The sequence below is a fragment of the Microbacterium sp. R1 genome, from assembly GCF_015159725.1.
Classification (GTDB): Bacteria; Actinomycetota; Actinomycetes; order Actinomycetales; family Microbacteriaceae; genus Microbacterium; species Microbacterium oxydans.
Map to the genome: position 1 here is coordinate 38,129 of NZ_JADDUD010000002.1, position 20,199 is coordinate 58,327.

The 20,199-nt window shown below is 68.1% G+C and carries 26 protein-coding genes; 10 read left to right on the top strand and 16 right to left on the bottom strand.

Going from position 1 to position 20,199, the window contains the following annotated elements:
• Positions 1-12: 12 nt before the first annotated feature.
• Positions 13-753 (bottom strand): alpha/beta fold hydrolase, encoded by a 741-nt coding sequence (locus ILP86_RS12000; RefSeq protein WP_193762072.1) that lies wholly within the window; start codon positions 751-753, stop codon positions 13-15.
• Positions 754-826: 73 nt separating this feature from the next.
• Here ILP86_RS12000 and ILP86_RS12005 point away from each other — a divergent pair, with 73 nt between their 5' ends.
• Positions 827-1,525, top strand: coding sequence for a YafY family protein (locus ILP86_RS12005; RefSeq protein ID WP_046748527.1), 699 nt, complete (start codon positions 827-829; stop codon positions 1,523-1,525).
• 71 nt (positions 1,526-1,596) lie between these two features.
• Here the strand turns inward: ILP86_RS12005 and rplI are convergent, their stop codons facing one another.
• From rplI to rpsF, 4 genes are all read right to left on the bottom strand, one after another.
• Entirely contained in the window at positions 1,597-2,049 is a 453-nt protein-coding gene (rplI, locus tag ILP86_RS12010; RefSeq protein WP_045262454.1) for a 50S ribosomal protein L9, read from the bottom strand.
• A gap of 11 nt (positions 2,050-2,060) precedes the next feature.
• The gene (rpsR, locus tag ILP86_RS12015) at positions 2,061-2,315 is read right to left on the bottom strand and encodes a 30S ribosomal protein S18 (RefSeq protein ID WP_017829850.1); all 255 of its coding nucleotides are present in this window, start codon (positions 2,313-2,315) and stop codon (positions 2,061-2,063) included.
• A 77-nt stretch (positions 2,316-2,392) separates the two neighbouring features.
• Positions 2,393-2,905, bottom strand: coding sequence for a single-stranded DNA-binding protein (locus ILP86_RS12020; RefSeq protein ID WP_045262453.1), 513 nt, complete (start codon positions 2,903-2,905; stop codon positions 2,393-2,395).
• A 5-nt stretch (positions 2,906-2,910) separates the two neighbouring features.
• Positions 2,911-3,279 (bottom strand): 30S ribosomal protein S6, encoded by a 369-nt coding sequence (gene rpsF, locus ILP86_RS12025; RefSeq protein WP_021201450.1) that lies wholly within the window; start codon positions 3,277-3,279, stop codon positions 2,911-2,913.
• Between the two features lie 255 nt (positions 3,280-3,534).
• Here rpsF and ILP86_RS12030 point away from each other — a divergent pair, with 255 nt between their 5' ends.
• Positions 3,535-4,239 carry a hypothetical protein gene (locus ILP86_RS12030; protein ID WP_227751218.1) on the top strand — a complete coding sequence of 235 codons (705 nt, stop codon included), beginning with the start codon at positions 3,535-3,537 and terminating at the stop codon, positions 4,237-4,239.
• A gap of 159 nt (positions 4,240-4,398) precedes the next feature.
• Here the strand turns inward: ILP86_RS12030 and ILP86_RS12035 are convergent, their stop codons facing one another.
• From ILP86_RS12035 to ILP86_RS12055, 5 genes are read right to left on the bottom strand one after another with little or no spacing between them, the layout of a single operon-like run.
• Positions 4,399-5,238 (bottom strand): ABC transporter ATP-binding protein, encoded by an 840-nt coding sequence (locus tag ILP86_RS12035; protein ID WP_058631932.1) that lies wholly within the window; start codon positions 5,236-5,238, stop codon positions 4,399-4,401.
• Positions 5,231-6,052, bottom strand: a complete 822-nt coding sequence (locus tag ILP86_RS12040; protein ID WP_193762074.1) for an ABC transporter ATP-binding protein — start codon at positions 6,050-6,052, stop codon at positions 5,231-5,233. Before ILP86_RS12040 ends, ILP86_RS12035 begins: the two co-directional genes overlap by 8 nt.
• Positions 6,049-6,960 (bottom strand): ABC transporter permease, encoded by a 912-nt coding sequence (locus ILP86_RS12045; RefSeq protein WP_017203805.1) that lies wholly within the window; start codon positions 6,958-6,960, stop codon positions 6,049-6,051. Before ILP86_RS12045 ends, ILP86_RS12040 begins: the two co-directional genes overlap by 4 nt.
• On the bottom strand, positions 6,957-8,018 hold the full coding sequence (locus ILP86_RS12050; RefSeq protein ID WP_058631931.1) for an ABC transporter permease: 1,062 nt from the start codon (positions 8,016-8,018) through the stop codon (positions 6,957-6,959). The genes ILP86_RS12045 and ILP86_RS12050 overlap by 4 nt, the downstream gene beginning before the upstream one ends.
• An 11-nt stretch (positions 8,019-8,029) precedes the next feature.
• On the bottom strand, positions 8,030-9,613 hold the full coding sequence (locus tag ILP86_RS12055; protein WP_046748521.1) for an ABC transporter substrate-binding protein: 1,584 nt from the start codon (positions 9,611-9,613) through the stop codon (positions 8,030-8,032).
• 150 nt (positions 9,614-9,763) lie between these two features.
• Between ILP86_RS12055 and ILP86_RS12060 the strand changes: the two genes are divergently transcribed.
• Complete coding sequence (locus tag ILP86_RS12060) at positions 9,764-10,354, top strand: Lrp/AsnC family transcriptional regulator (RefSeq protein ID WP_045262446.1); 591 nt, start codon at positions 9,764-9,766, stop codon at positions 10,352-10,354.
• Between the two features lie 6 nt (positions 10,355-10,360).
• Here ILP86_RS12060 and ILP86_RS12065 read toward each other — a convergent pair whose 3' ends face one another.
• Complete coding sequence (locus ILP86_RS12065; protein WP_225855694.1) at positions 10,361-10,717, bottom strand: hypothetical protein; 357 nt, start codon at positions 10,715-10,717, stop codon at positions 10,361-10,363.
• Positions 10,718-10,845: 128 nt separating this feature from the next.
• On the opposite strand from ILP86_RS12065, the gene ILP86_RS19915 reads away from it, so the two are divergent.
• Complete coding sequence (locus tag ILP86_RS19915) at positions 10,846-12,180, top strand: sulfatase-like hydrolase/transferase (RefSeq protein ID WP_350502268.1); 1,335 nt, start codon at positions 10,846-10,848, stop codon at positions 12,178-12,180.
• Entirely contained in the window at positions 12,075-13,121 is a 1,047-nt protein-coding gene (locus ILP86_RS19920; protein ID WP_350502269.1) for a hypothetical protein, read from the top strand. Before ILP86_RS19915 ends, ILP86_RS19920 begins: the two co-directional genes overlap by 106 nt.
• A 50-nt stretch (positions 13,122-13,171) precedes the next feature.
• On the opposite strand, the gene ILP86_RS12075 is transcribed toward ILP86_RS19920, so the two are convergent.
• Entirely contained in the window at positions 13,172-13,759 is a 588-nt protein-coding gene (locus ILP86_RS12075) for a GNAT family N-acetyltransferase (RefSeq protein WP_193762076.1), read from the bottom strand.
• On the bottom strand, positions 13,756-14,769 hold the full coding sequence (locus ILP86_RS12080; RefSeq protein ID WP_193762078.1) for a hypothetical protein: 1,014 nt from the start codon (positions 14,767-14,769) through the stop codon (positions 13,756-13,758). The genes ILP86_RS12075 and ILP86_RS12080 overlap by 4 nt, the downstream gene beginning before the upstream one ends.
• 135 nt (positions 14,770-14,904) lie before the next feature.
• On the opposite strand from ILP86_RS12080, the gene ILP86_RS12085 reads away from it, so the two are divergent.
• Both ILP86_RS12085 and ILP86_RS12090 read left to right on the top strand, forming a co-directional pair.
• A complete protein-coding gene (locus ILP86_RS12085) occupies positions 14,905-15,873 on the top strand; it encodes a hypothetical protein (protein WP_193762080.1) in 969 nt (322 codons plus the stop codon).
• A 10-nt stretch (positions 15,874-15,883) separates the two neighbouring features.
• Complete coding sequence (locus tag ILP86_RS12090; RefSeq protein WP_061018301.1) at positions 15,884-16,963, top strand: hypothetical protein; 1,080 nt, start codon at positions 15,884-15,886, stop codon at positions 16,961-16,963.
• A gap of 242 nt (positions 16,964-17,205) precedes the next feature.
• On the opposite strand, the gene ILP86_RS12095 is transcribed toward ILP86_RS12090, so the two are convergent.
• Positions 17,206-17,823: a TetR/AcrR family transcriptional regulator gene (locus ILP86_RS12095; protein ID WP_308431932.1), complete on the bottom strand. Its 618-nt coding sequence runs from the start codon at positions 17,821-17,823 to the stop codon at positions 17,206-17,208.
• 75 nt (positions 17,824-17,898) lie between these two features.
• Here ILP86_RS12095 and ILP86_RS12100 point away from each other — a divergent pair, with 75 nt between their 5' ends.
• Both ILP86_RS12100 and ILP86_RS12105 read left to right on the top strand, forming a co-directional pair.
• A complete protein-coding gene (locus tag ILP86_RS12100) occupies positions 17,899-18,279 on the top strand; it encodes a DUF1761 family protein (protein ID WP_193762082.1) in 381 nt (126 codons plus the stop codon).
• Between the two features lie 17 nt (positions 18,280-18,296).
• A complete protein-coding gene (locus ILP86_RS12105) occupies positions 18,297-18,578 on the top strand; it encodes a DUF1905 domain-containing protein (protein WP_193762083.1) in 282 nt (93 codons plus the stop codon).
• Between the two features lie 16 nt (positions 18,579-18,594).
• Here the strand turns inward: ILP86_RS12105 and ILP86_RS12110 are convergent, their stop codons facing one another.
• Positions 18,595-19,137 (bottom strand): GNAT family N-acetyltransferase, encoded by a 543-nt coding sequence (locus ILP86_RS12110; protein ID WP_193762085.1) that lies wholly within the window; start codon positions 19,135-19,137, stop codon positions 18,595-18,597.
• Positions 19,091-19,375, bottom strand: coding sequence for a DUF1778 domain-containing protein (locus tag ILP86_RS12115; RefSeq protein ID WP_113680745.1), 285 nt, complete (start codon positions 19,373-19,375; stop codon positions 19,091-19,093). Before ILP86_RS12115 ends, ILP86_RS12110 begins: the two co-directional genes overlap by 47 nt.
• A 115-nt stretch (positions 19,376-19,490) precedes the next feature.
• On the opposite strand from ILP86_RS12115, the gene ILP86_RS12120 reads away from it, so the two are divergent.
• Entirely contained in the window at positions 19,491-20,186 is a 696-nt protein-coding gene (locus ILP86_RS12120; RefSeq protein ID WP_193762087.1) for a DUF1684 domain-containing protein, read from the top strand.
• Positions 20,187-20,199 lie beyond the last annotated feature (13 nt).

Consider the following 20,199-nt stretch of genomic DNA (forward strand, 5'->3'; position numbering starts at 1 on the left):
GCTCCGACTCGATCAGCTGGTCCGGGCGGCCGCCGCCCGGACCAGCTCGGCGAGGTCGCCCGGCCGGCTCCACATGGGCCAGTGCCCCGTGGGGAGGTCGATCATGTCGACGTCCATCAGATGGGCGACCTCCGCGAACATCGGATGACCCGCTTGCGCCAGCTCCCGCACCTGCCCGCTCCGGATCGAGCAGCACACCAGGGTGGTGGGTACGGCACGACGGTCGTCGTTCACGAGCTCGACGGACTGGCGCAGCACGGGGCCCGGCTCGGGGACGGCCTGTTCACGGAAGCGGGCGAGCATCTCTGGGCTCAGGCCTTCCAGGCTCGCCTGCTGCCCGAGCACGTCGAAGGACGGAAGGGGAAGCTCGTCCACGTCGTGCGGCAGGTCGGGCGCGAACACACTCCCGGATGCGAGCGGTCCCGAATCGACCCAGACGACGCGTGCGACCAGCTCAGGGTGCCGATCGAGGATCAGGCTGACCGGAGCATTCGCACCGCTGTGCGCGACGATCACTGCGCGCCGTTCCGCCGAAGCCCCGAGTCGGGCGAGCTCCTCGCGTATCGCCTCCGTCTGGTCGTCGAGGGTCCTCGCGGCGCGGTCGGGGTCGTCCGCGTCGAGGCCGGGCAGCGTCATCGCGGACGCGCGCATGCCGTCATCGTCCAGGTGCGGGAGGACCTCGTCCCACGCCCACGCCCCCAGCCAATGTCCGGCGATGAGAAGGATGGTCGGGCTGCTCTTCGTGTGTGTCATGCCACCAGCCTGCGCTGCACGGCAGACAGGTGTGTGTCACTATCTATGTCATGAATTCTGTGATGGTCCGCCCGTGAAACGTGCGGAGCGACTACATGCCCTGTCGGAGATGCTGCGCCGCAGCGGTTCGCGGGGCGTGTCGGCCGAGCGTCTGGCGCGCGAGTTCGAGGTCTCCGTGCGCACCGTCAAGCGCGACCTGGCCGCTCTCGGGCGCAGCGGCGCGCCGCTGTGGTCACGCCCCGGCCCGGGTGGGGGCTACGGGCTGGCAGCGGGCGCATCCCTGCCACCCGTGACGCTCTCGCCCGCGCAGGCCGTAGCCCTGATGGCGGCCGTGTCGGCGAGCCCGGATGCCCCGTACGGCGATCTCGCCGCAGCCGCCGTGAGCAAGATCATCGACGTCCTCGACCCGCGCACCCGCGCCGGTGCGGACGAGCTCGCCCACCGCGTCTGGGTCGACGCACCCCCGTCGCCGTCGCGCGCGGTCCGGTCGGCGCTGGAGGAGGCTATGTCGGAGCAGCGCGTCGTGCGCATCCGCTACACCTCGGGAGACGGCGTCGCGACCACCCGAGACGTCGAACCCGTGTTGTTCGCCTCCACAGGTGGGCGGTGGTACCTGGTCGGCTGGTGTCGACTGCGCGATGCCATCCGGTGGTTCGCCGTCTCGCGCGTCGAACGAGCCAGCGTGACAGCCGCGGCCTGCACCGGCCACACCGTCGACGAGGTCGGAGATCCGCCGGCGAACGCCAGACCCGTGCACGGCCGCGACCTCTGAGGCGGCGTTCCCTCATCCGAAGATGCAGAAAGCCCCCCGTCCCGAAGAACAGGGGGCTTTGCCGCGTGTGCTTACTTGGCGGCGATGACCTGCAGCGTGATGACTGCGGTGACATCGTCGTGCAGACGCACGGTCGCCTCGTGCTCACCGGTCACCTTGATCGGCGACGGGATGTGCACCTTGCGCTTGTCGATCGATCCCAGGCCCGCGGCTGCGACAGCATCCGCGACGTGGTCGGTCTTGACGGAGCCGAAGAGACGACCCTCCTTGCCGGCCTTGACCGTGAGGCGCACCTTGGTGCCCTCGAGAGCGTTCTTCAGTGCGACAGCGTCGTCACGATCGTGGATCGCGCGTGCCTGACGCGCGGCCTGGATCGAAGCGACCTGCTTTTCGCCACCGCGGGTCCACGCCGTAGCGAAGCCCTGCGGGATGAGGAAGTTACGGGCGTACCCGTTCTTGACCTCGACCACGTCACCGGCGCTACCGAGCCCGGCGACCTCGTTCGTGAGAATCAGCTTTGCCATCTCGATACCCCTTACCGGCCGGCGCCAGCGTAGGGCAGGAGCGCCATTTCGCGCGCGTTCTTGATCGCCGTGGCGATCAGACGCTGCTCCTGCACCGAGACACCGGTGATACGACGGGCGCGGATCTTGCCGCGCTCCGAGACGAACTTGCGGAGGGTGGCGACATCCTTGTAATCGATGACACCGACCCGGATGGACTTCGCGGGAGCGGTGGGCTTGCCACCCTTCCGCGGCTTGCGGCGGTCGCCGCTCGACTTTCCAGCCATAGTTTTTCCTTAGTGATGAGCGGCCCTTCGACGAGCTCAGGGACCCAGGGGTCCAGCTCAGGGCCAGAGAAGTGTTTTCAGAACGGGGTGTCGTCGCCGAAGCTGCCCGGAGTGCTCCAGGCATCGGCACTGGTCGACGAGCCGGGCGTGGACCACGGCTCCTCCGACACCTGCTGCTGCGCGGGGCGAGACTGTCCACCGCCACCGCCGCCGGCACCGCCGGTCGAGGCCGCACGGGTGACCTGCGCGGTCGCGTACCGCAGCGAGGGGCCGATCTCGTCGACCTCCAGCTCGATCGCGGTGCGCTGGTTGCCCTCGCGGTCCTGGTAGGAGCGCTGACGCAGACGGCCCTGCGCGATGACGCGCATGCCCTTCGTCAGCGAACCTGCCACGTGCTCGGCGAACTCGCGCCAGACGGATGCACGGAGGAACAGCGCGTCGCCGTCCTTCCACTCATTCGCGGCACGGTCGAAGTTCCGAGGCGTCGATGCGATGGTGAAGTTCGCCACCGGCAGCCCGTTCTGCGTGTAGCGCAGCTCGGGGTCGGCCGTGAGGTTTCCCACCACGGTGATGACGGTTTCGCCGGCCATGAGACTTAGGCCTTCGCAGCCTTGGCGGCCTTGCGGGCAGCCTTCTCTTCGGAGCGCTTGGCCTCGGAAGCGATCATCGCCTGAGCCTCTTCAGCGCGGAGCACCTTGGTGCGCATGATCTGCTCGTTCAGCTTCAGCTGACGGTCGAGCTCCTGCGTGGCGGCGCTGGTCGCGGTGAAGTTGACGACGGCGTAGATGCCCTCGGTCTTCTTCTGGATCTCGTAGGCGAGACGGCGCTTGCCCCAGATGTCGACGTTCTCGATAGAGCCACCATCGTTGGTGATGACCTTCAGGAACTTGTCGAGCGTAGGTGCGACCTGGCGCTCGTCGATCTCGGGGGTCAGAATGACCATGAGTTCGTACTGGTGCGTCACTTACCCACCTCCTTCGGACTAGAACGGCTCTCGGGAATTTCCCGGGAGCAGGAGGGTGTGTGCACGTGCCCGCCTCTGGAATCCCGAATGGACGCCGCAAGGCAGACAACCTCGACAGTCTAGCGGAAGAGCGGTGCGGGCGCGAACAAGACCCCGACACAGCGGTCGGTGGTGACGGGAACTCCTGGGGTGTTTGGCATGCTGGAAAGAGTGCCCGATGACGGTCATCGGGCGTTCGACCAGAGGGGGGACGCGATGCGCGTCAACAAATGGGGGGTCGGCGTCGTGCTCGCCGCCGCCGTGCTGCTCACCGGATGCACCGGAAGCGGATCGGACTCGACCGCCGAGAAGAAGCCCAGTGCCGGAGCCTCGCAGGAGGCGGAAGCACCGCAGGCGGACTGCCCCGAGTTGAAGGAGGGCACGACCATCGACGGTGCCACCCTCGCGGAGTGCGTCACGGCCGCCATGACCGACACCGCCGGCTTCTCCGCGAAGATGACGACCCTGGGCATGGAGTCGACCACGCGCTACAACCCGGCCGACGACGCGGTCGAGACCACCACCACGTTCGGGTCGGTCATCGTGATCGGCGATGACGCGTGGGTCAAGTCCGCGACGGGCGAGTGGCAGGTCGCCGACGAGAACTCGACCGACCAGGAGATCAGCACGCTCAGCACGGCCGCGAAGGCCGTCGACGCGTCCGACCCGATGGGCGTGGCCGACACGCTGTCCGGCGAGTACACCGTCACCGGTAAAGGCACGCGTCTGGGCCAGGACGTGTTCCTCCTCACCGGCACCTCGGAGGCGCAGGGCACCAGCGTCGCGATGGTCTTCGAGGTCACGAGCGATTACGCGGTGCTCGCCGCCAACGCCTCCACCGAGGTCGAGGGCCAGAAGATCGAGAGCATCCAGGAAGTCACCGAGTGGGACGTGAAGCAGGACATCGTCGCACCACTCTGACATCCGCGCGCTCTGCATCCGCAGGAGCTGCATCCGCAGGGCCGCATCCGCAGGGCCGCCGGCGAAAACGGAGACGATCCCTTCTCAGCGCGGAGTGTCGCACCTCGACACTCCGCCCAAGGGAGGGGTCGTCTCCGTTTTCGCAGGAGGCACCGCGGGTCAGTACGCGACCGGGGGAACCTCCGCCCACACGGTGCGGTCGTCGACCGTGGGGGCGGCGGGGATGCGCCCGGCGCCGTCGGGCTCGGGGATCGCCGCCAGGAGCGCCTGCGTATAAGGATGCCTCGGCGCGGCCCAGAGCTGATCCGTCGGACCCGACTCGAGCACGCGACCGCCGAACATCACGAACGTGCGGTCGGCGATGCGGCGCACCACGGCGAGGTCGTGCGAGATGAACAGCATGCCCGCGCCGGACTCGGCCACCAGGTCGCGCATCAGGCCGGCGACACTCGTCTGGGTCGACGCGTCGAGCGCCGAGATCGGCTCATCGGCCACGAGCAGCGAAGGCCGAGCCGCCAGCGCCCTCGCGATCGCGATGCGCTGCTTCTGCCCGCCCGAGAACTGGTGCGGGAAGCGGGTGCTCACATTCGTCGGCAGCCCGACGCGCTCGAGCCACTCCTCGACCGTGGACCCTTCGGCACCCCGCGCCTTGGCGGTGGCGATCCCGTCGGCGATCTGGTCACCGACCCGGCGCCGGGGGTTCAGCGAGGTCGCCGGGTCCTGGAACACCATCTGGATGCCGGTGAGCGCGAGCCCCCGCCGCCGGATGCCGAGCGGGGCGACCGGAGCATCCCGGAAGAGCACGGTCCCCGCGGCGATCTTCTCGATGCCGACCACGGCACGGGCGAGGCTGGACTTGCCGCTGCCGGACTCACCGACGAGGGCGACGGTCTCCCCCGCAGCCACCCGGATCGACACGCCGTTCACGGCGATCACCGGCGGGTTGCCCGGGTAGCGCACGACCACGTCCTGCGCGTCGAGGACTGCGACCTCACTCATCTGCGGCCTGCCCTTCCGGTGCCTCATCGATGCGCGAACCCGGGAGGGCCGCGAGCAGCATGCGCGTGTACTCGTGCTGCGGATCGCGGAACAGGGTCTCGCGATCGGCGAGCTCCACGATCCGGCCGTCCTTCATCACGGCCACCCTGTCGGCGATCGCGCTCATCACGCCGAGGTCGTGCGTCACGAGGAGCACTGCCAGGTTCCGCTCCACGGCGAGGTCTCGCAGCAGCTGGAGGATCCCCGCCTGCACGGTCACGTCGAGCGCGGTGGTGGGCTCATCCGCCAGCAGCACCTCGGGGTCACAGGCGAGGGCGCAGGCGATCGCGATGCGCTGACGCTGGCCGCCGGAGAACTGGTGCGGATACCGCTTCAGCGCCTCCGTCGGATTGGGCACCTGCACGGTCTCGAGCAGTTCGACGGCGCGTGCCCGCGCCGCCGCACCCTTGAGCCCGAGATGCACGCGCATGTGGTCGGTGAGTTGACGACCGACGGGCAGCTGGGGGTGCAGCGACGCCGACGGATCCTGAAACACCATGGCGATCCGCTTGCCGCGCACCGTGTTGAGGGAGCGGCGCTTCAGGCCCACCAGCTCCTCCCCCGCGAGCAGGATCGATCCCCCGACGCGCGCCTGACGCGGCAGCAGCCCGAGCACGGCGAGCGAGGTGAGGGTCTTGCCGGAACCGGACTCCCCGGCGAGGCCGTGGATGCGGCCGGCCTCGAGCTCGAGCGAGACGCCCTTCACGAGCGGGCGCCCGATGTCGATGGTCAGATCACGGATGCTGAGGGACGAGTTTCCCTGCGCCGAGGTCATGCGGCCACTCCCGTCGCCGACGCCTTGTGCTCCGCCGCCTTCTCGTGCGTGATCTCGGCGGTCGGGTCGAGCACGTCGCGCATCGCATCTCCGAGGAAGTTGAACGCCAGCACCACCGTGAGGATCGCGAGACCGGGGAAGACTCCGAGCCACCAGGCGTCGAAGTTCTGCATCGCTCCGGAGATCATCGAGCCCCATTCGGCCGTCGGCGGCTGGGCGCCGAGGCCCAGGAAGGAGAGTCCCGAGAGGAGCAGGATCGCCGCACCGATGTCGAGCGTCGCGAGCACCAGAACCGGACCGGCGATGTTCGGGAGGATGTCGACGAACAGCGTGCGAGCCGGCGAGTGGCCGAGCAGGCGACCGGCGATCACGTAGTTCTGCCCGCGCAGGCCCAGCACGATGCTGCGGGTGACGCGGGAGTACTGCGGCCACGACACCACGATCGCCGCGATCACGGCGTTGAACAGCGACGGCCCGAGGGAGGCGGCCACCACCATCGCGAGGATCACGGTCGGGAACGCCATGAACAGATCGGTGATGCGCATGAGGGTCTCGTCGACCCAGCCGCCGAAGTATCCGGCGAGCGCGCCGATGAGCGTGCCGATGATCATGGCCGCGATCACGAGCATGAGCGCGAGCGGAAGGCTCACGGTGGCGCCGGTCATCAGACGCGAGAAGATGTCGCGGCCGTTGCCGTCGGTGCCGAGGAGCGTGTCGATGCCCGGCGCCTGTAGTCGAGGGAGCACCTGCGCGTTCGGCGGGTACGGCACCCACCACTGCGCGGTGAAGGCGACGATGATCCACGCACCGGCGATCACGGTGCCGATGATGCCGAGCGGGGTGCGCCAGGCACGCGGCCAGCGGAAACGGAAGCGTCCGGCAGGGGTCGCTGCGGCGATGCGGCTCATGCGATCCTCACTCTCGGGTCGAGCACGCCGTAGAGCAGGTCGACGATGAAGTTGATGAGGAGGTAGATGACGCCGACCACGAGACCGACGCCCATGATGCCGGGCAGGTCGAGGTTCGCGGCGGAGTTGTAGGCGTAGGTTCCCAGACCCGGCCACGCGAAGACCGACTCGACGAGCACCGTGCCGGAGAGCAGGGCACCGAATGCGACGCCGACCACCGTGAGGATCGGCAGCGAGGCTCCGCGCAGCACGTAGTCGAGGATGACGCGCATGGCCGGGAGTCCCTTGGCGCGGGCGGCTCGCACGTAGTCGCTGCCGAGCACCTCGAGCACCGAGGTGCGGATGAAGCGGGTCAGCAGGCCGATGGTCACGAGTGAGAGCACCATGACCGGGAGGGCGAGGTGCGCGAGAGCGTCGAAGAAGCCGACCGCGTCGCCGTTCAAGAGGTAGTCGACGGTGTAGAGCCCGGTCACGCGCGGGGGTGGCGTGATCGACGGCGAGATGCGGCCGGAGCCCGGCGCGATGCGCAGCTCGAGGAAGAACACATAGAAGCTGACCAGTGCCAGCCAGAAGGTCGGCACGCTCAGGCCGACGAGCGTCACGACGCGGATGACCTGGTCGGTGACGAGTCCGCGGCGGTAGGCCGCAAGCGTGCCGAGCACGATGCTGACCGCGAGGCTGACGATGATCGCCCCGATCGCGATCTCGATCGTCGCGGGAACGGCGGTGGCGAGGTCGCTGGTGACCGGGCGTCCGGTCACCAGCGACGTGCCGAGGTCCCCGCGAAGCAGGTTCCCCATGTAGATGAAGTACTGCACGAACAGTGGCTGGTCGAGTCCGTTCGCCTTGATGAACGCCTCGCGCGTCGCGGGGTTCTGCGACGCGCCCTCACCGAGCGCTGCCGAGACCGGGTCTCCCGGCACCAGGTTGGTGAGCGCGAAGGTGACGATCGTCACGCCCACCAGCAGGAGCAGGGAGGTGCCGGCCCGCCGCAGCAGGTACCCGACGAGAGGCGAGCGGCGCCGCTGCGCCTGCCTCTGCACGGCCACTGTCGTCATGAGTCGTCCGATCAGCCGGCGGGCGTGATCTCGGCGATGTCCATCTCCCACACGGAGTTGTACACGGCGCCCTTCACGCTGTCGGCAGACGAGATGTTGCGACCGGGGACGATGAGCGGGACGAAGGGACCCTCGGCCTGCATCGCCTCGGCGAACGCGGTGAACGCGGACGTGCGCTGCTCGGAGTCGGTCGCTGCGGCAGCACCGGCGGCGATGCCCGCGATCTCCGGGTTGGCCTCGGCCGCCCAGCCGGCACGGAGGCCGACCTTCAGACCCGGAGCGAAGGGCAGGAAGTTCGCCGAGTCGGCGTAGTCCGGGCCCCAGAACCACAGGCCGAAGCCCTCGGTGCCGTTGACGTAGGCGTCGAGCTCGGTCGCGAACGGCGCGGGGGCGAGGTCGACCGTGATGCCGGCGTCTTCGAGCTGGGCCTGCACGCGCTCGGCGAGGGGGGTGAACTCCACGCCGCCGACCGGGTAGTCGTTCGGGAACTGCAGCTTGAGCGTCTGCCCCGTGTATCCGGCCTCGGCGAGTGCGGCCTTGGCCTTGGTGAGGTCCTGCTTCACACCGCTGTCGAGCGCGCCCTCGAACCCGGGAGGGATGACGCCGGTCGCCTGGACGGAGCCGGCACCGGCCAGCTCCAGCAGTGCGTCGTAGTCGAGTGCGTAGCGGATCGCCTCGGCGATCTTGACGTTCGCCAGGTCGCCGCCGGCGGCACCCTGGTTCAGCAGCAGGAAGATGGTCTGACCGGAAGGAACGGAGTCGACGGTGATGTCGTCGCCGAGACCGGCGACCTGGTCGCCGTTCAGGTCCATCGCGACCATCGAGTCGCCGCCCTTGAGGTTGGCGAGCTGCGTCGCGCTCTCGGAGACGTTGCGCACGACGACGCGCTTGTAGTCCGTCGCCTCGTCGCCGTTGTACTCGTCGTTCTTGGTGAGCACGACCTGCGAGCTGAGGTCGAGGGTGTCGAGCACGAACGGTCCGGAGCCGGCGGATGCGCCGTCGAGGAACTTCTGCGCCGAGTCGGTGCCGTCGGTCGCGCCGCCGTTCTCGATCACGACATCGGAGTTGACGATGCCGAGTGCCGGGTTCGCGAGGATCGCGGGCAGCTGCAGCAGCGGGGTCTCGGACGTGAACTGGATCGTCTTGTCGTCGACCTCGGTGATGGTCAGGCCGCCGAGGAGGAAGTTGGGCTTGGCGTCTTCCATGCCCTGGATGCGCTGCAGCGAGAACACGACGTCCTTCGCCTCGATGGGCGAGCCGTCGGAGAAGACGCGGTCACCTTCGAGGGTGAAGGTGAACTCGGTCGCCTCGTCGTTCTGCTCCCACGACGCGAGGCCCGGAACCGGGGTGGAGACGTCGGAGCCCTCGAAGTCGACGAGGGTCTCGTAGAGCGCCTTGGCGATCATGTTGCCGGTCGGGTCGTAGGTGTGACCCGGGTCGGTGGTCTCGATCGAGAACGCGGTGTCGATGACGAGGGAGTCGGAGCTCCCGGAAGACCCGCCGTTGTTCGCCGAGTTCCCTCCCGAGCAACCTGCGAGCGCGAGGAGCGCGACGGCTCCGAGCGCGATGACCGGCGTGATACGGCGTGACGACATGAGGGCCTCCAAGGGCGAGGAGTACATTCGGGTGAGCCGCCACCGATGTGGACGACCGTGGATCAGATTCGCATCATATGCGACGATGTGTCCAGCAAGAGCGGGTCACCTCGGCACGCTCTGTCCAGAACCTCGATTGTGGGTAACAATATGTCCAGCAAGAATGCGGAAGAGTCGAAGCATTCTGGACGAAGTGCCGCGCCCTTGGACGAGACGGCGTACAGAATCCTCGAAGTGCTCCGTGATAACGGTCGTGTCTCGATCGCCGCCCTCGCCGACAAGGTCGGCATCTCTCGCGCGAACGCCTACACCCGCGTCGAGTCGCTCGTGCACGACGGGGTGATCACCGGCTTCAGTGCCCGCGTGGATCAGGCGAAGGCCGGGCTGTCGATCGGGGCGCTCGTGTTCGTCACGGTGATGCCGCAGGCGTGGGCGTCGTTCCGCGAACGCGTGACGGAGATGCCGGACGTCGAATGGTGCGCCATCACGACGGGCGAGCACGATGCGATGCTCCTCATCCGGGCCGTCGATGTCAGCGGCGTGCACGAGTTCTCCACCGGGGTGATCGCCCAGCTGCCCGAGGTGCGTACGGTGGTCAGCGTCGTCGTGCTCGACGAGGTGATCCGCCGCCCCTACCTGCTGCCGGGCGACCTTCCGGAACGGAGCAGCGTCACCGCACCACTGGGCATGACGCGGTGGACGCCCGCCTCGCCGGGGCGCGACACGCTTCCGCCGCGCTGACCCGCGTCAGGCCGAGATCTCCTCGCACACGCTGAGCTGCGGGAGTCCGTGCATCTCATAGTGCTCCACGAGACGGATGCCGCCGTCGTCGGTCAGCTCCAGTTCGCTCTCGCCGTCGCCGGTCACGACCGTGCCGTCGCTCTTGAGCACATGGACGAACGACACCCAGATCGTGTCGCCCGTGCGGGTGCCGACGAACTTGCCGAAGGTGACCGTGTCGCCCTCGTACCCGCCCCAGATCGCGCCGTCGCGTTCGAAGTACTCGAAGATGCTCGGGGATTCCGGGTCGACCGCCGAGGTCGTGGACGACACCATCCGGAATCGGCGGCCGTCGAGGGAGGGAAGGGTTGCAGTCGCAGTCACATCCTCGATTATGCCCGTCGGAACTCACCCGCAAAGTCACCCGCCCCGGGTGGTGACACCCCGCACCGCCCTGCTTAGGCTGAGCGCGAAGCGGGCTGCTCTGCTCGCTGAGAGCCGTAGGAGTGAGCATGTCCGAGCCCCAGCGTTCCAGTCTTCCGATCCCCGATCTGGCCTACACGGGCACGGTCACCTACGACGCGACCGACCCGGACACGTCCTTCCCGCCGATCACGCCCGTGCGCCCGCCGAAAGATGCCCCGAACGTGCTCGTCGTGCTGATCGACGACGTCGGCTTCGGCGCATCCAGCGCTTTCGGCGGCCCGATCCACACCCCGAACTTCGAGCGCGTGGCGGCTGCAGGGCTGAAGTACACCCGCTTCCACACCACGGCCCTGTGCTCGCCGACCCGTGCAGCTCTGCTCAGCGGACGCAACCACCACACGGTCGGCATGGGCGGCATCACCGAGATCGCGACGTCGGCCCCCGGGTACAACTCGCTGCGTCCGAACAGCTGCGCTCCGCTCGCCGAGACGCTCAAGCTCAACGGTTACAACACCGCCCAGTTCGGCAAGTGCCACGAGGTCCCGGTGTGGCAGGCGAGCGCGATCGGTCCGTTCGACGGATGGCCCACCCCCGGCAACGGCTTCGAGTACTTCTACGGTTTCATCGGCGGCGAGACCAACCAGTGGTACCCGGCGATCTACGAGAACACGACACCCGTCGAGCCGTGGGGCACACCCGAGCAGGGCTATCACTTCATGGGTGACATGACCGACAAGGCGATCGCCTGGACGCGGGAGCAGAAGATGCTCGCCCCCGACGTGCCCGCCTTCACCTACTTCGCACCGGGCGCGACGCACGCCCCGCACCATGTGCCCGCCGAGTGGGCGGACAAGTACAAGGGGCAGTTCGACCAGGGATGGGACGAGATCCGCAAGGAGACCTTCGCCCGCCAGCTCGAGCTCGGCGTGATCCCGCCCGATGCCGTGCTCACCGAGCGGAGCCCCGGCATCCCCTCATGGGACGAGATGAGCGACCTCATCAAGCCCGCTCTCGCACGTCAGATGGAGGTCTACGCCGGGTTCCTCGCCTACGCCGACCACCATGTCGGCCGTCTGCTCGACGCCTACGAAGAGCTCGGCATCCTCGACGACACCCTCGTCTACGTGATCATCGGCGACAACGGCGCGAGTGCCGAGGGGTCGATGCACGGCACGACGAACGAGGGCTTCACGATCAACCACATGAACGACGTCGAGACCGAGCAGTACGTGGCCGACCACAGTGGACCAAGCAGGTCGCGAGCCACTGGGGCGGCACCCGCAACGGCACTATCGTCAGTTGGCCGAACGGAGGTGTGGAGAAGGGCGGCATCCGCAACCAGTTCTCGCACGTCATCGATGTCGCACCGACCGTGCTCGAGGCCGCCGGCATCCCCGAGCCGACGAGCGTCAACGGGGTGACCCAGCGCCCCTACGAGGGCACGGCGATGAACTACACCTTCACGGATGCCACGGCAGAGGAACGCCACGTGACGCAGTACTTCGAGATGGTCGGAAATCGCGCGATCTATCACAAGGGCTGGACGGCGGTCGCGAAGCACAAGGATCCCTGGCTCGGCTCCGACCACGGTCTCGACGACGATCGCTGGGAGCTCTACAACGTCGACGAGGATTGGACCCAGTCCCACGACCTCGCCGAGCAGGAGCCGGAGAAGCTCGCCCACCTGCAACAGCTGTTCCTCATCCAGGCAGCCCGGTTCAACGTGCTTCCCCTCGACATCCGCACCGCCGAGCGGTTCAACCCCGACCTCGCTGGCCGGCCGGTCGTCTCGCTCAGCAGCACCCAGAAGTTCTACCCCGGCATGAAGCGACTCAGCGAGAACACCACCATCAACATCAAGAACAAGTCCTGGACGGTGACCGCACAGGTGTCGGTGCCCGATTCCGGTGTGGACGGCGTGCTCATCGCGCAGGGAGGGGCGTACGGCGGCTGGTCGTTCTACACGAAGGACGGACGCCTCGCGTTCGCCTACAACCTGCTCGGCATCGACGTCGACATCATTCGCTCCGACACCGAGATTCCGGTCGGTGAGCAGGAGGTACGGGCCCACTTCGCTTACGACGGCGGTGGTCTCGCCAAGGGCGGCACGGTCTCGCTCTACGTCGGCGACGACAAGATCGGCGAGGGTCGCGTGCACAAGACGATCCCGTTCCAATTCACCTTCGACGAGACCGTCGACGTCGGCTGCGACCTGGCTTCACCGGTATCGCCCGACTACCAGGCGGTGGGCAACGCTTTCACCGGAACCCTGCACTGGGTGCGCATCGACCTCGGAGACGACGACCACTCCCACCTGATCGACGACAAGCACAAGCTCGCCGTGGCGATGCTCAAGCAGTAGCCGAACCTGATCCAGGGCGGCGTGCGATCACCGATCCCCGCCGCCCTCGATCACCTCAGGGGTGCGCTGCGCGAGCGCCACTCGTCCTCGAGGAGCGCATAGACCAGCAGCGTCGTCCATTCGTCCTTGAACCACTCGCTCTCGACCAGCCGCGCCTCACGCCGGAAGCCGAGCCTCTCGGCGACGCGAGCCGATGACGTGTTGCGCTCGTCGATTCGCGCGACGATCCGGTGCAGACCCAGTCCGTCGAATCCGAGCGCGAGCAGTGCCTCGACGGCCTCCGTCGCATAACCACGGCCGCCGACCCGCGGGTCGAAGATGTACCCGACCTCGCCGGATCGGTCGGTCTCGCTGCGCCAGAACAGCACGACGTCGCCGACCAGGGCACCGGACCCGCGCTCTTCGACGGCGAGGGACACGGCGTCGCCCTCCTTCGCGAAGTGCGTGTTCGACCAGGTCGTCGCGATGCGCTGCTCGACATCGGCGAGCGTCAACGGTGCATACGGCACGTACCGCACGGCATCCGGATCCGACTTGTAGAGGTGCATCGCGACGGCATCGGAGGCGGCGATCGGACGCAGGAGCAGTCGTTCCGTGCCGATCGGGTACTCGGGGTCGTGCCCTCCCTGCCTTGTCATTCGAGATCCAGGGAGAGGAGGCCCGGCAGGTGCGCCGTCCTCGCACGTACGGCGAGCAGGAGGTCGCCGTAGTCGGGTGTGATCCCCACACGAGAGGAGGCGAGCAGGTGGGTGGTCGTCTTGCCTCCGGCGCGTGCGAGTCGCAGGCGCTTGACCGGATAGGCCGGCGGGGTCAGCCAGATGCGGCTGAGCTGCGTGTACGGGTTGTCCACGCCATCGATGCGGATGCCGTGGGTGTCGATCGACACGAGGGCGGGGATCGACCGCACGAGGCGTCGGCGCTGCACAGCCCCGATTCCGAATGCGATGGCCGCGACCGCGGCGAACGGTGCGAGCAGGATCAGCGCCGAGAGCTCGCCCTCGACGAAGCCCGGCACCAGCACGAGCAGTCCGACGCCGACGGCGATGACGAGGAACACGACCGCGGCGATCGTGATGCGCGAAGCCAGGCGCCGCTCCCCCGTGGCGTCGACCGTGAACTGCGTCGGAAGCTGCGCTCCGGCCCTCGCGGCCGCGACAGGGTCATCGAACACCGGCTGCGCGATCGGGTTGAGCGTCGCCATCAGCTCGTTGAAAAGCGGCCGCGTGTAGCCGGGCAGCTCGATCGTGATCTCGCGGTCACCGGTGTGCACGACCAGGGCACGCGTCGTTCCGCTGGGCAGTCCGTTCGTGCGGTGCTCTGTGATCTTCGAGCGGAAGGCCGTCGTCGCCCTCGCGAACGTCTCACGGCTGCCGGGCTTGCCGATCTCGACCTCATGGGGGCGCACCACGATCCGGATGTTGCGGAACCAGAAGAATCCGGCGAACACGGCCACGGTCAGCGCGATCGCGACCACGAGCACCACGACGCCGCGGGTCGAGATCTTCATGGTGCCCGGCAGGAACCTCGGGAGCAGGAAGAGCGTCGCCGCGGAGAGCACTGCCGAGAGCACGACCGCTCCCACTGCCGAGCGGAGCGGATTCCGATGGAAGACCCGCTCACCGGGCACCGCTTCGGCCTGATTCAGCATTCGGACCCTCCCCCACCACCGTCGGCTCGCGTGACGCGGTTCCTACCGCCGTGCCCGGCCCTGGAGAGCACAGCGTCAGATCTGCGCAGCGTCCGCCGACCGCGCGTAGAACGATGTGGCGGGTAGCGTGGGGGCATGGAGTGGATGTCCAATCCCTCGGCGGGAGCGTGGCTGCGCGAGCGGCTCGACGCAGACTACGAGACCATGCACGGGACGGTGCCCCGCGGATTCCCCGCGTACGCACGCATCTTCCATCCGGCCATCGCCCGGTCGCTGCGCGGTCGGACGATCCCGACGGCCGACGAGCTGGTGCGCATGCCCGAGCCCGCGCAGCGCGCACTCATGGCTGAGTTCGTCGACGAGCCGGTCTCCTGGGCGCAGACCGCCGCGGTCTTCGGCACGGTCCTGCATCCGCTCGCGCAGTGGCAGCGGATCGTGCGCACCCCGCCCGAGGAGGATTGGGGCGCGCGGATCGCTCCCGACGGTCGCGAGTTCACGGCCCCGATGGAGGGAGAACTCGATCCGCACCTCCTGGCGACCATCGCCGCTCACCTCGTGGACCACACCAAGACCCCCGACTCCGGGTTCGCCGCGCTGTGGGAGGGACGAGGGGGACTGCTCGGTTTCTTCGGGATCACCCCCTCACGATCCTTCCTGGCGTTCTCGGACGACCCGAACCATCAGGCGATGCTCGACCGCAGCGCACGCGACCCGTTCAACAACGTCTTCCGCAGGCCCACCTGGCAGGAGGGCATCCTGTCGAGGGAGATCTCCGAAGGCCCGAGGTTCGCACTGCCCGGCCGCGACCACGTGCTGTTCTCCGCACCCCCTCGCGCTTTCGCCGATCCGGAGTGGGTGCTGCAGGTGCCGTGGCGTGATCGCCCTGCCGAGGAGCACGGGTTCCCGCCCTCGGCGCAGAGCCCGAGCCTGCTGTGGCCGGAGGACCGCTCCTGGGTCATGGTCAGCGAGGTCGACTTCGACTCCAGGATCGTGGCCGGCTCCCCCGCACTGGTCGAGGCGCTCTGCGCAGACGAGCGGCTGGAAGCCCTCCCCATCCCGGAAGGCGCCGACCTCACCTGGGGCGCCGACACGGTGAACAGCTGAGCGCCCGCCGATGAGCTTCGACGCCCGCCCCCTCACCGACCCCGTCGATCCCGCGAAGGTGCGTGCCTTCGCGGCCGAGCTCCGTTCACGGCCCACCGGGGGACCCTCGGCCTCCACGATCATCGGGATCGTCGCCATCGCGATCGCCGCGGTCGTCCTGATCCCGACCCTCGTCGGCGTGGTGCTGAGCCTGGCGTCGTTCGGCGAGTCTCCCGCCGCCGCGGCGATCCCCCTCGTGCTGATCGCGCTGCTCCTGGCCGCGGTCGGGGTGATGATCTGGATGAGCGTCCGCAACGCGCGGGTGCGGCGGTACCGGCTGCACGGCTTCGCCGAGGCGAACGGCATGACCTATGAGCCGAAGGTCGCCGACCCGCCACTGCCCGGCATGATCTTCCACCTGGGGCGCGCACGGCAGGCGACCGATCTGATCAGGGGCGCCAGGCCGCGATTCGTCGAGTTCGGCAACTACCAGTACACGGTGCAGTCGGGGAAGAACTCCACGACCTATCGCTGGGGGTACGTGGCCGTGAAGCTCGATGTGCCGCTGCCCAACATCGTGCTCGACGCCAAGGGCAACAACGGATTCGGATCGAATCTGCCGGCGTCGTTCCAGAAGAGCCAACGGCTGTCGCTCGAAGGCGACTTCGACGAGCACTTCACGCTCTACTGCCCCCGCGGATACGAACGCGATGCGCTGTACCTGTTCACGCCCGACATCATGGCGCGGTTCATCGACAACGCCGCAGAGCTCGACGTGGAGATCGTCGACGACTGGCTGTTCCTGTACACGCAGCGCAAGGTCGCGACCCTCGACCCCGCCACCTGGGCCTGGTTGTTCGGCACCGTCGGAGCACTGCTGACGAAGTTCGATCAGTGGGCGCGGTGGCGCGACGAACGCCTCGCGGCCGAGACAGCGGCCACGGCGCTGCCGTCGACGCCCGCACTCCCGTTCGCCCCGCCTGCGGGCATGCTCACCCCACCACCGGGCGTCGCACCGCAGGGCCGTCGCCTGAAGCGGGGAGGGACGTGGATACCCTTCATCGTCCTGGTCGCGATCGTCGGGTTCTGGATCCTGAGCAGACTGAACTGAGCTATCGCGCCGGAGCGGCGGTGGCGGAGAGCCCGAGTGTGGGGGTGGGTGCCGGCTGGGGACCGAGCTCCCACCCCATCCCCCCTCGGGATCGAAAAGAGATCCGCTCTCCCTCCGCATGACGGCTGAGCCGCCCCGCCCACGGTCAGCTGGGGACTGACGCTGCTGGGCGTATGCCCAAATGGTATACCGGCAGAGGTTGCAATATGTTGCGACTGAGACTCGACGTACCTGGCTCCGAGCTAGCGACGATCGTAGGCGGTCAAGAACAGGTCGACGGCCCTGGTCACCGGCTGCGCAGCGCCCTCCCCACCGAGAAGCCCGGCGTTCAGCGGCGCACCGACGACCAGCCAGGTGAACTCGCTCGCGAGGGCTTCCGCATCGTCGACGACCAGTCCGTGCGTATCGGAGAGTTCGGTCATCGCCTCAGCGAGATTGCGGATGTTGGTGTCCCAGCTCTGCGCCAGGTAATCTCGCGCGACCTCGGGATGAGCGGGGGCCTCAGCGATCACGAGGCGACGCATCGCCATGACCGGAGCGCTCAGCATTCCGGCGCGCATGGTCTCACCGAGCGTCACGAGCCCCGCCCGGATGTCGGGGTTCGCCTTCAGCGCTTCGAGAGCGGGTCGCATGGCGTCTCGCCCCGCGAGCGCCCAGTGTCGTACGACAGCCGCGTACAGAGCGGACTTCGAGTCGTGCTCCCGGTACAGCGACGCCTTCGAGATGCGCGCTCGCCTCGCCACCTCGTCCATGGACGCCCCGGCGTACCCGAATTCGAGGAAGACATCGCGGGCGGTGTCGAGCAGGGCATCACCGGTGAGACCGGCGGGGCGCCCTGGGGTTCGAGGCGTCGTAGTCACGCCTGAGAGTTTAGTACTTGACAGTTCCGCGCTGCGGATCTACTTTGAGTACCAGCAAGTACTAAAGGAGTCGACATGATCATTCTGGCCGTCGCCCTCGCCACGCTGGCATCGTTCATCGCGAGCGCCGCGCTGTACGCCTTGCCCCCGGTCTCGGCCGTCATCTCACGGACGAGCACACCCCGACCGGGCCTTCCGGTCGTCGCGCAGATGGCATCCGTCGTGCTTTGCAGCCTCATCGCCTCGTGCCTCGTGGCCGGTCTGATGCTCGCGGCCGGGTGGCACGGCATCGGCACCGGGGCCCTCCTCGGGCTGGCTTTGAGCGCGCTCCCCCTCACCCTGCTCATGGGCGGTGTCGTACACGAGGGCACCGCACCCTCTGCGGCGGGCATCCACCTGCTCGATTGGACCCTCAAACTCGTCATCATCGGGGCGATCGTCGGATCGTTCCTCTGATCCAGAAGGAGACTGCCATGCTCACGCCACTCGACATCACGTTCACCGCCACCCTCGGAAAGGTGCGCGAAGGCGATACCTGGACCTGCGTGCAACTCGGCGACTCCGCGACGATCTTTGGCACGCGCGGACTCGTGAAGGTCGCCGGCACCGTCGACGGCGAGCCTTTCCGGGGAGCTTTCATGGCGCTCGGCGACGGGACGCACAAGCTCCCGATCGCGGCCGCGATCCGCAAGCGCATCGGCAAGAGCGACGGCGACGAGGTGACGGTGCATCTCACCGAGCGCCTCAACGGGTGAGGTCTCTCCACTCGCCTCAGATGGCGAGGGTCGCGCGCGCGTCCTTGACAAGGAGGAAGAGCGTGCGCCGGGCCTCCGGGAATGTCGTGAAGCCGAATCTCTCGTAGAACGGCACGATCTCGTCGTTGATCGCGTGCACGAGGATCGCCCGGACGCCGATCGCCTCCGCGGCCTCGAGCGCCCGCATGGTCGCGTGTTGCAGAAGCGAGGAGCCGAGCCCGCGGCCCGCATACTCGAGGTCTACCGCCAGACGCCCGAGCAGCACGATGGGGATCGACGCGGGCATACCTGCGGCGAGTGGCGGCGGTCCGTCTGCGCGGTCGATGGCACTGGAAGACAGGCAGTAGTAGCCAGCCACTCTCCCTTCCCGCGTGGCGGAGACCATTGTGCGCGATGCCCCGCGCTTCTCGTTCGAGCGCGCCCGGCCCCGCAGCCAGATATCGAGGCTCTCCTCGCCGCTACGGAATTCCGACAGCCGGTCACCGGCAGCGAGCGGTCGCGGAGTCAGGAAGTCAGTCAACGAAGACGGTTTCGCGTCGCAGCAGTTCGCGCAGACCATCGATGGAACGCGCAGGACGCTCCATGACTTCGATGAAGGCCTCGAACCGTACAGCGTCGACCTGCGATCGGCGTTCGCGCTCGATGACTTCCTGCGCGCGCTCCACGAGCGCAGACGCGGAGAAGTCCGTCACCGTGCGACCCTCGATCGCGGCCGCTTCCTCGATCGCCGCTTTCTGATCCGCCGTGACGCGGAATTCCAGCCGGGCGCTCTTGAGCGGAGATGCAGATGCGGTCATGGGATCAGTGTACGGCAGATCTCCGTACACTGGTCATCTCCCGCGACCACACCCGCGTTACCCCGAGTGACGCGCCCGACCCCACCGCGTTCTGCATGCAAGAGAATTGAAAGTGATGTCTGAACGCGAAGATCACACCCACTGGCAGGCCGAGCGCCGCACCGCCGTCACGTCCGCGACCGGCAACCTCGCCCTGGTCGAGACCCGTTGGACCGGGGAGCGCCCCGACTTCGACGCCGAACAGCGCGCCGCGGCCGACACGGTCACCGTGACGCCGATCGAGCGCACGAACATCGAGACCGGCGCGGCCGAGCACGGTCTGCGCGTCTGGGACGCCGAATCCCCCGCCATCCGCGCCTTCGACCGCATCGACACCTACGAGTACGACCCGGCATGGGTGCTCGAAGGACACTTCACCCCGGTCTCCGGCGACCGCAGGGTGTCGTTCGAGCACATCCGCGACAACGGCGGCACGCGCGACCTGGTCGTCCCCGGCGACATCCGCCTCGAGCTCGACGGCCACGAGTACACCCTCGCCGCCTTCGACGACGGCGGCACGCTGCTGCTCGTGTTCGGCGACCAGACGAACGGATCGGAGACCTACGGATCCGGGCGCTTCCTGTTCGTCGAGCTGCGTGACGACGAAGGCTCCGTCGTCCTCGACTTCAACCGCGCTTTCGTGCCTCCCTGCGGCTTCAGCGCCCAGTACAACTGCCCGCTCCCGCCGGCATCCAACCGCTTCCCCCTGCCTATCCGAGCAGGCGAGAAGAACGTCGTTTTCCGCGACGGCTTCGACATCTACGCGGCGTGACGCCGCACCCGCT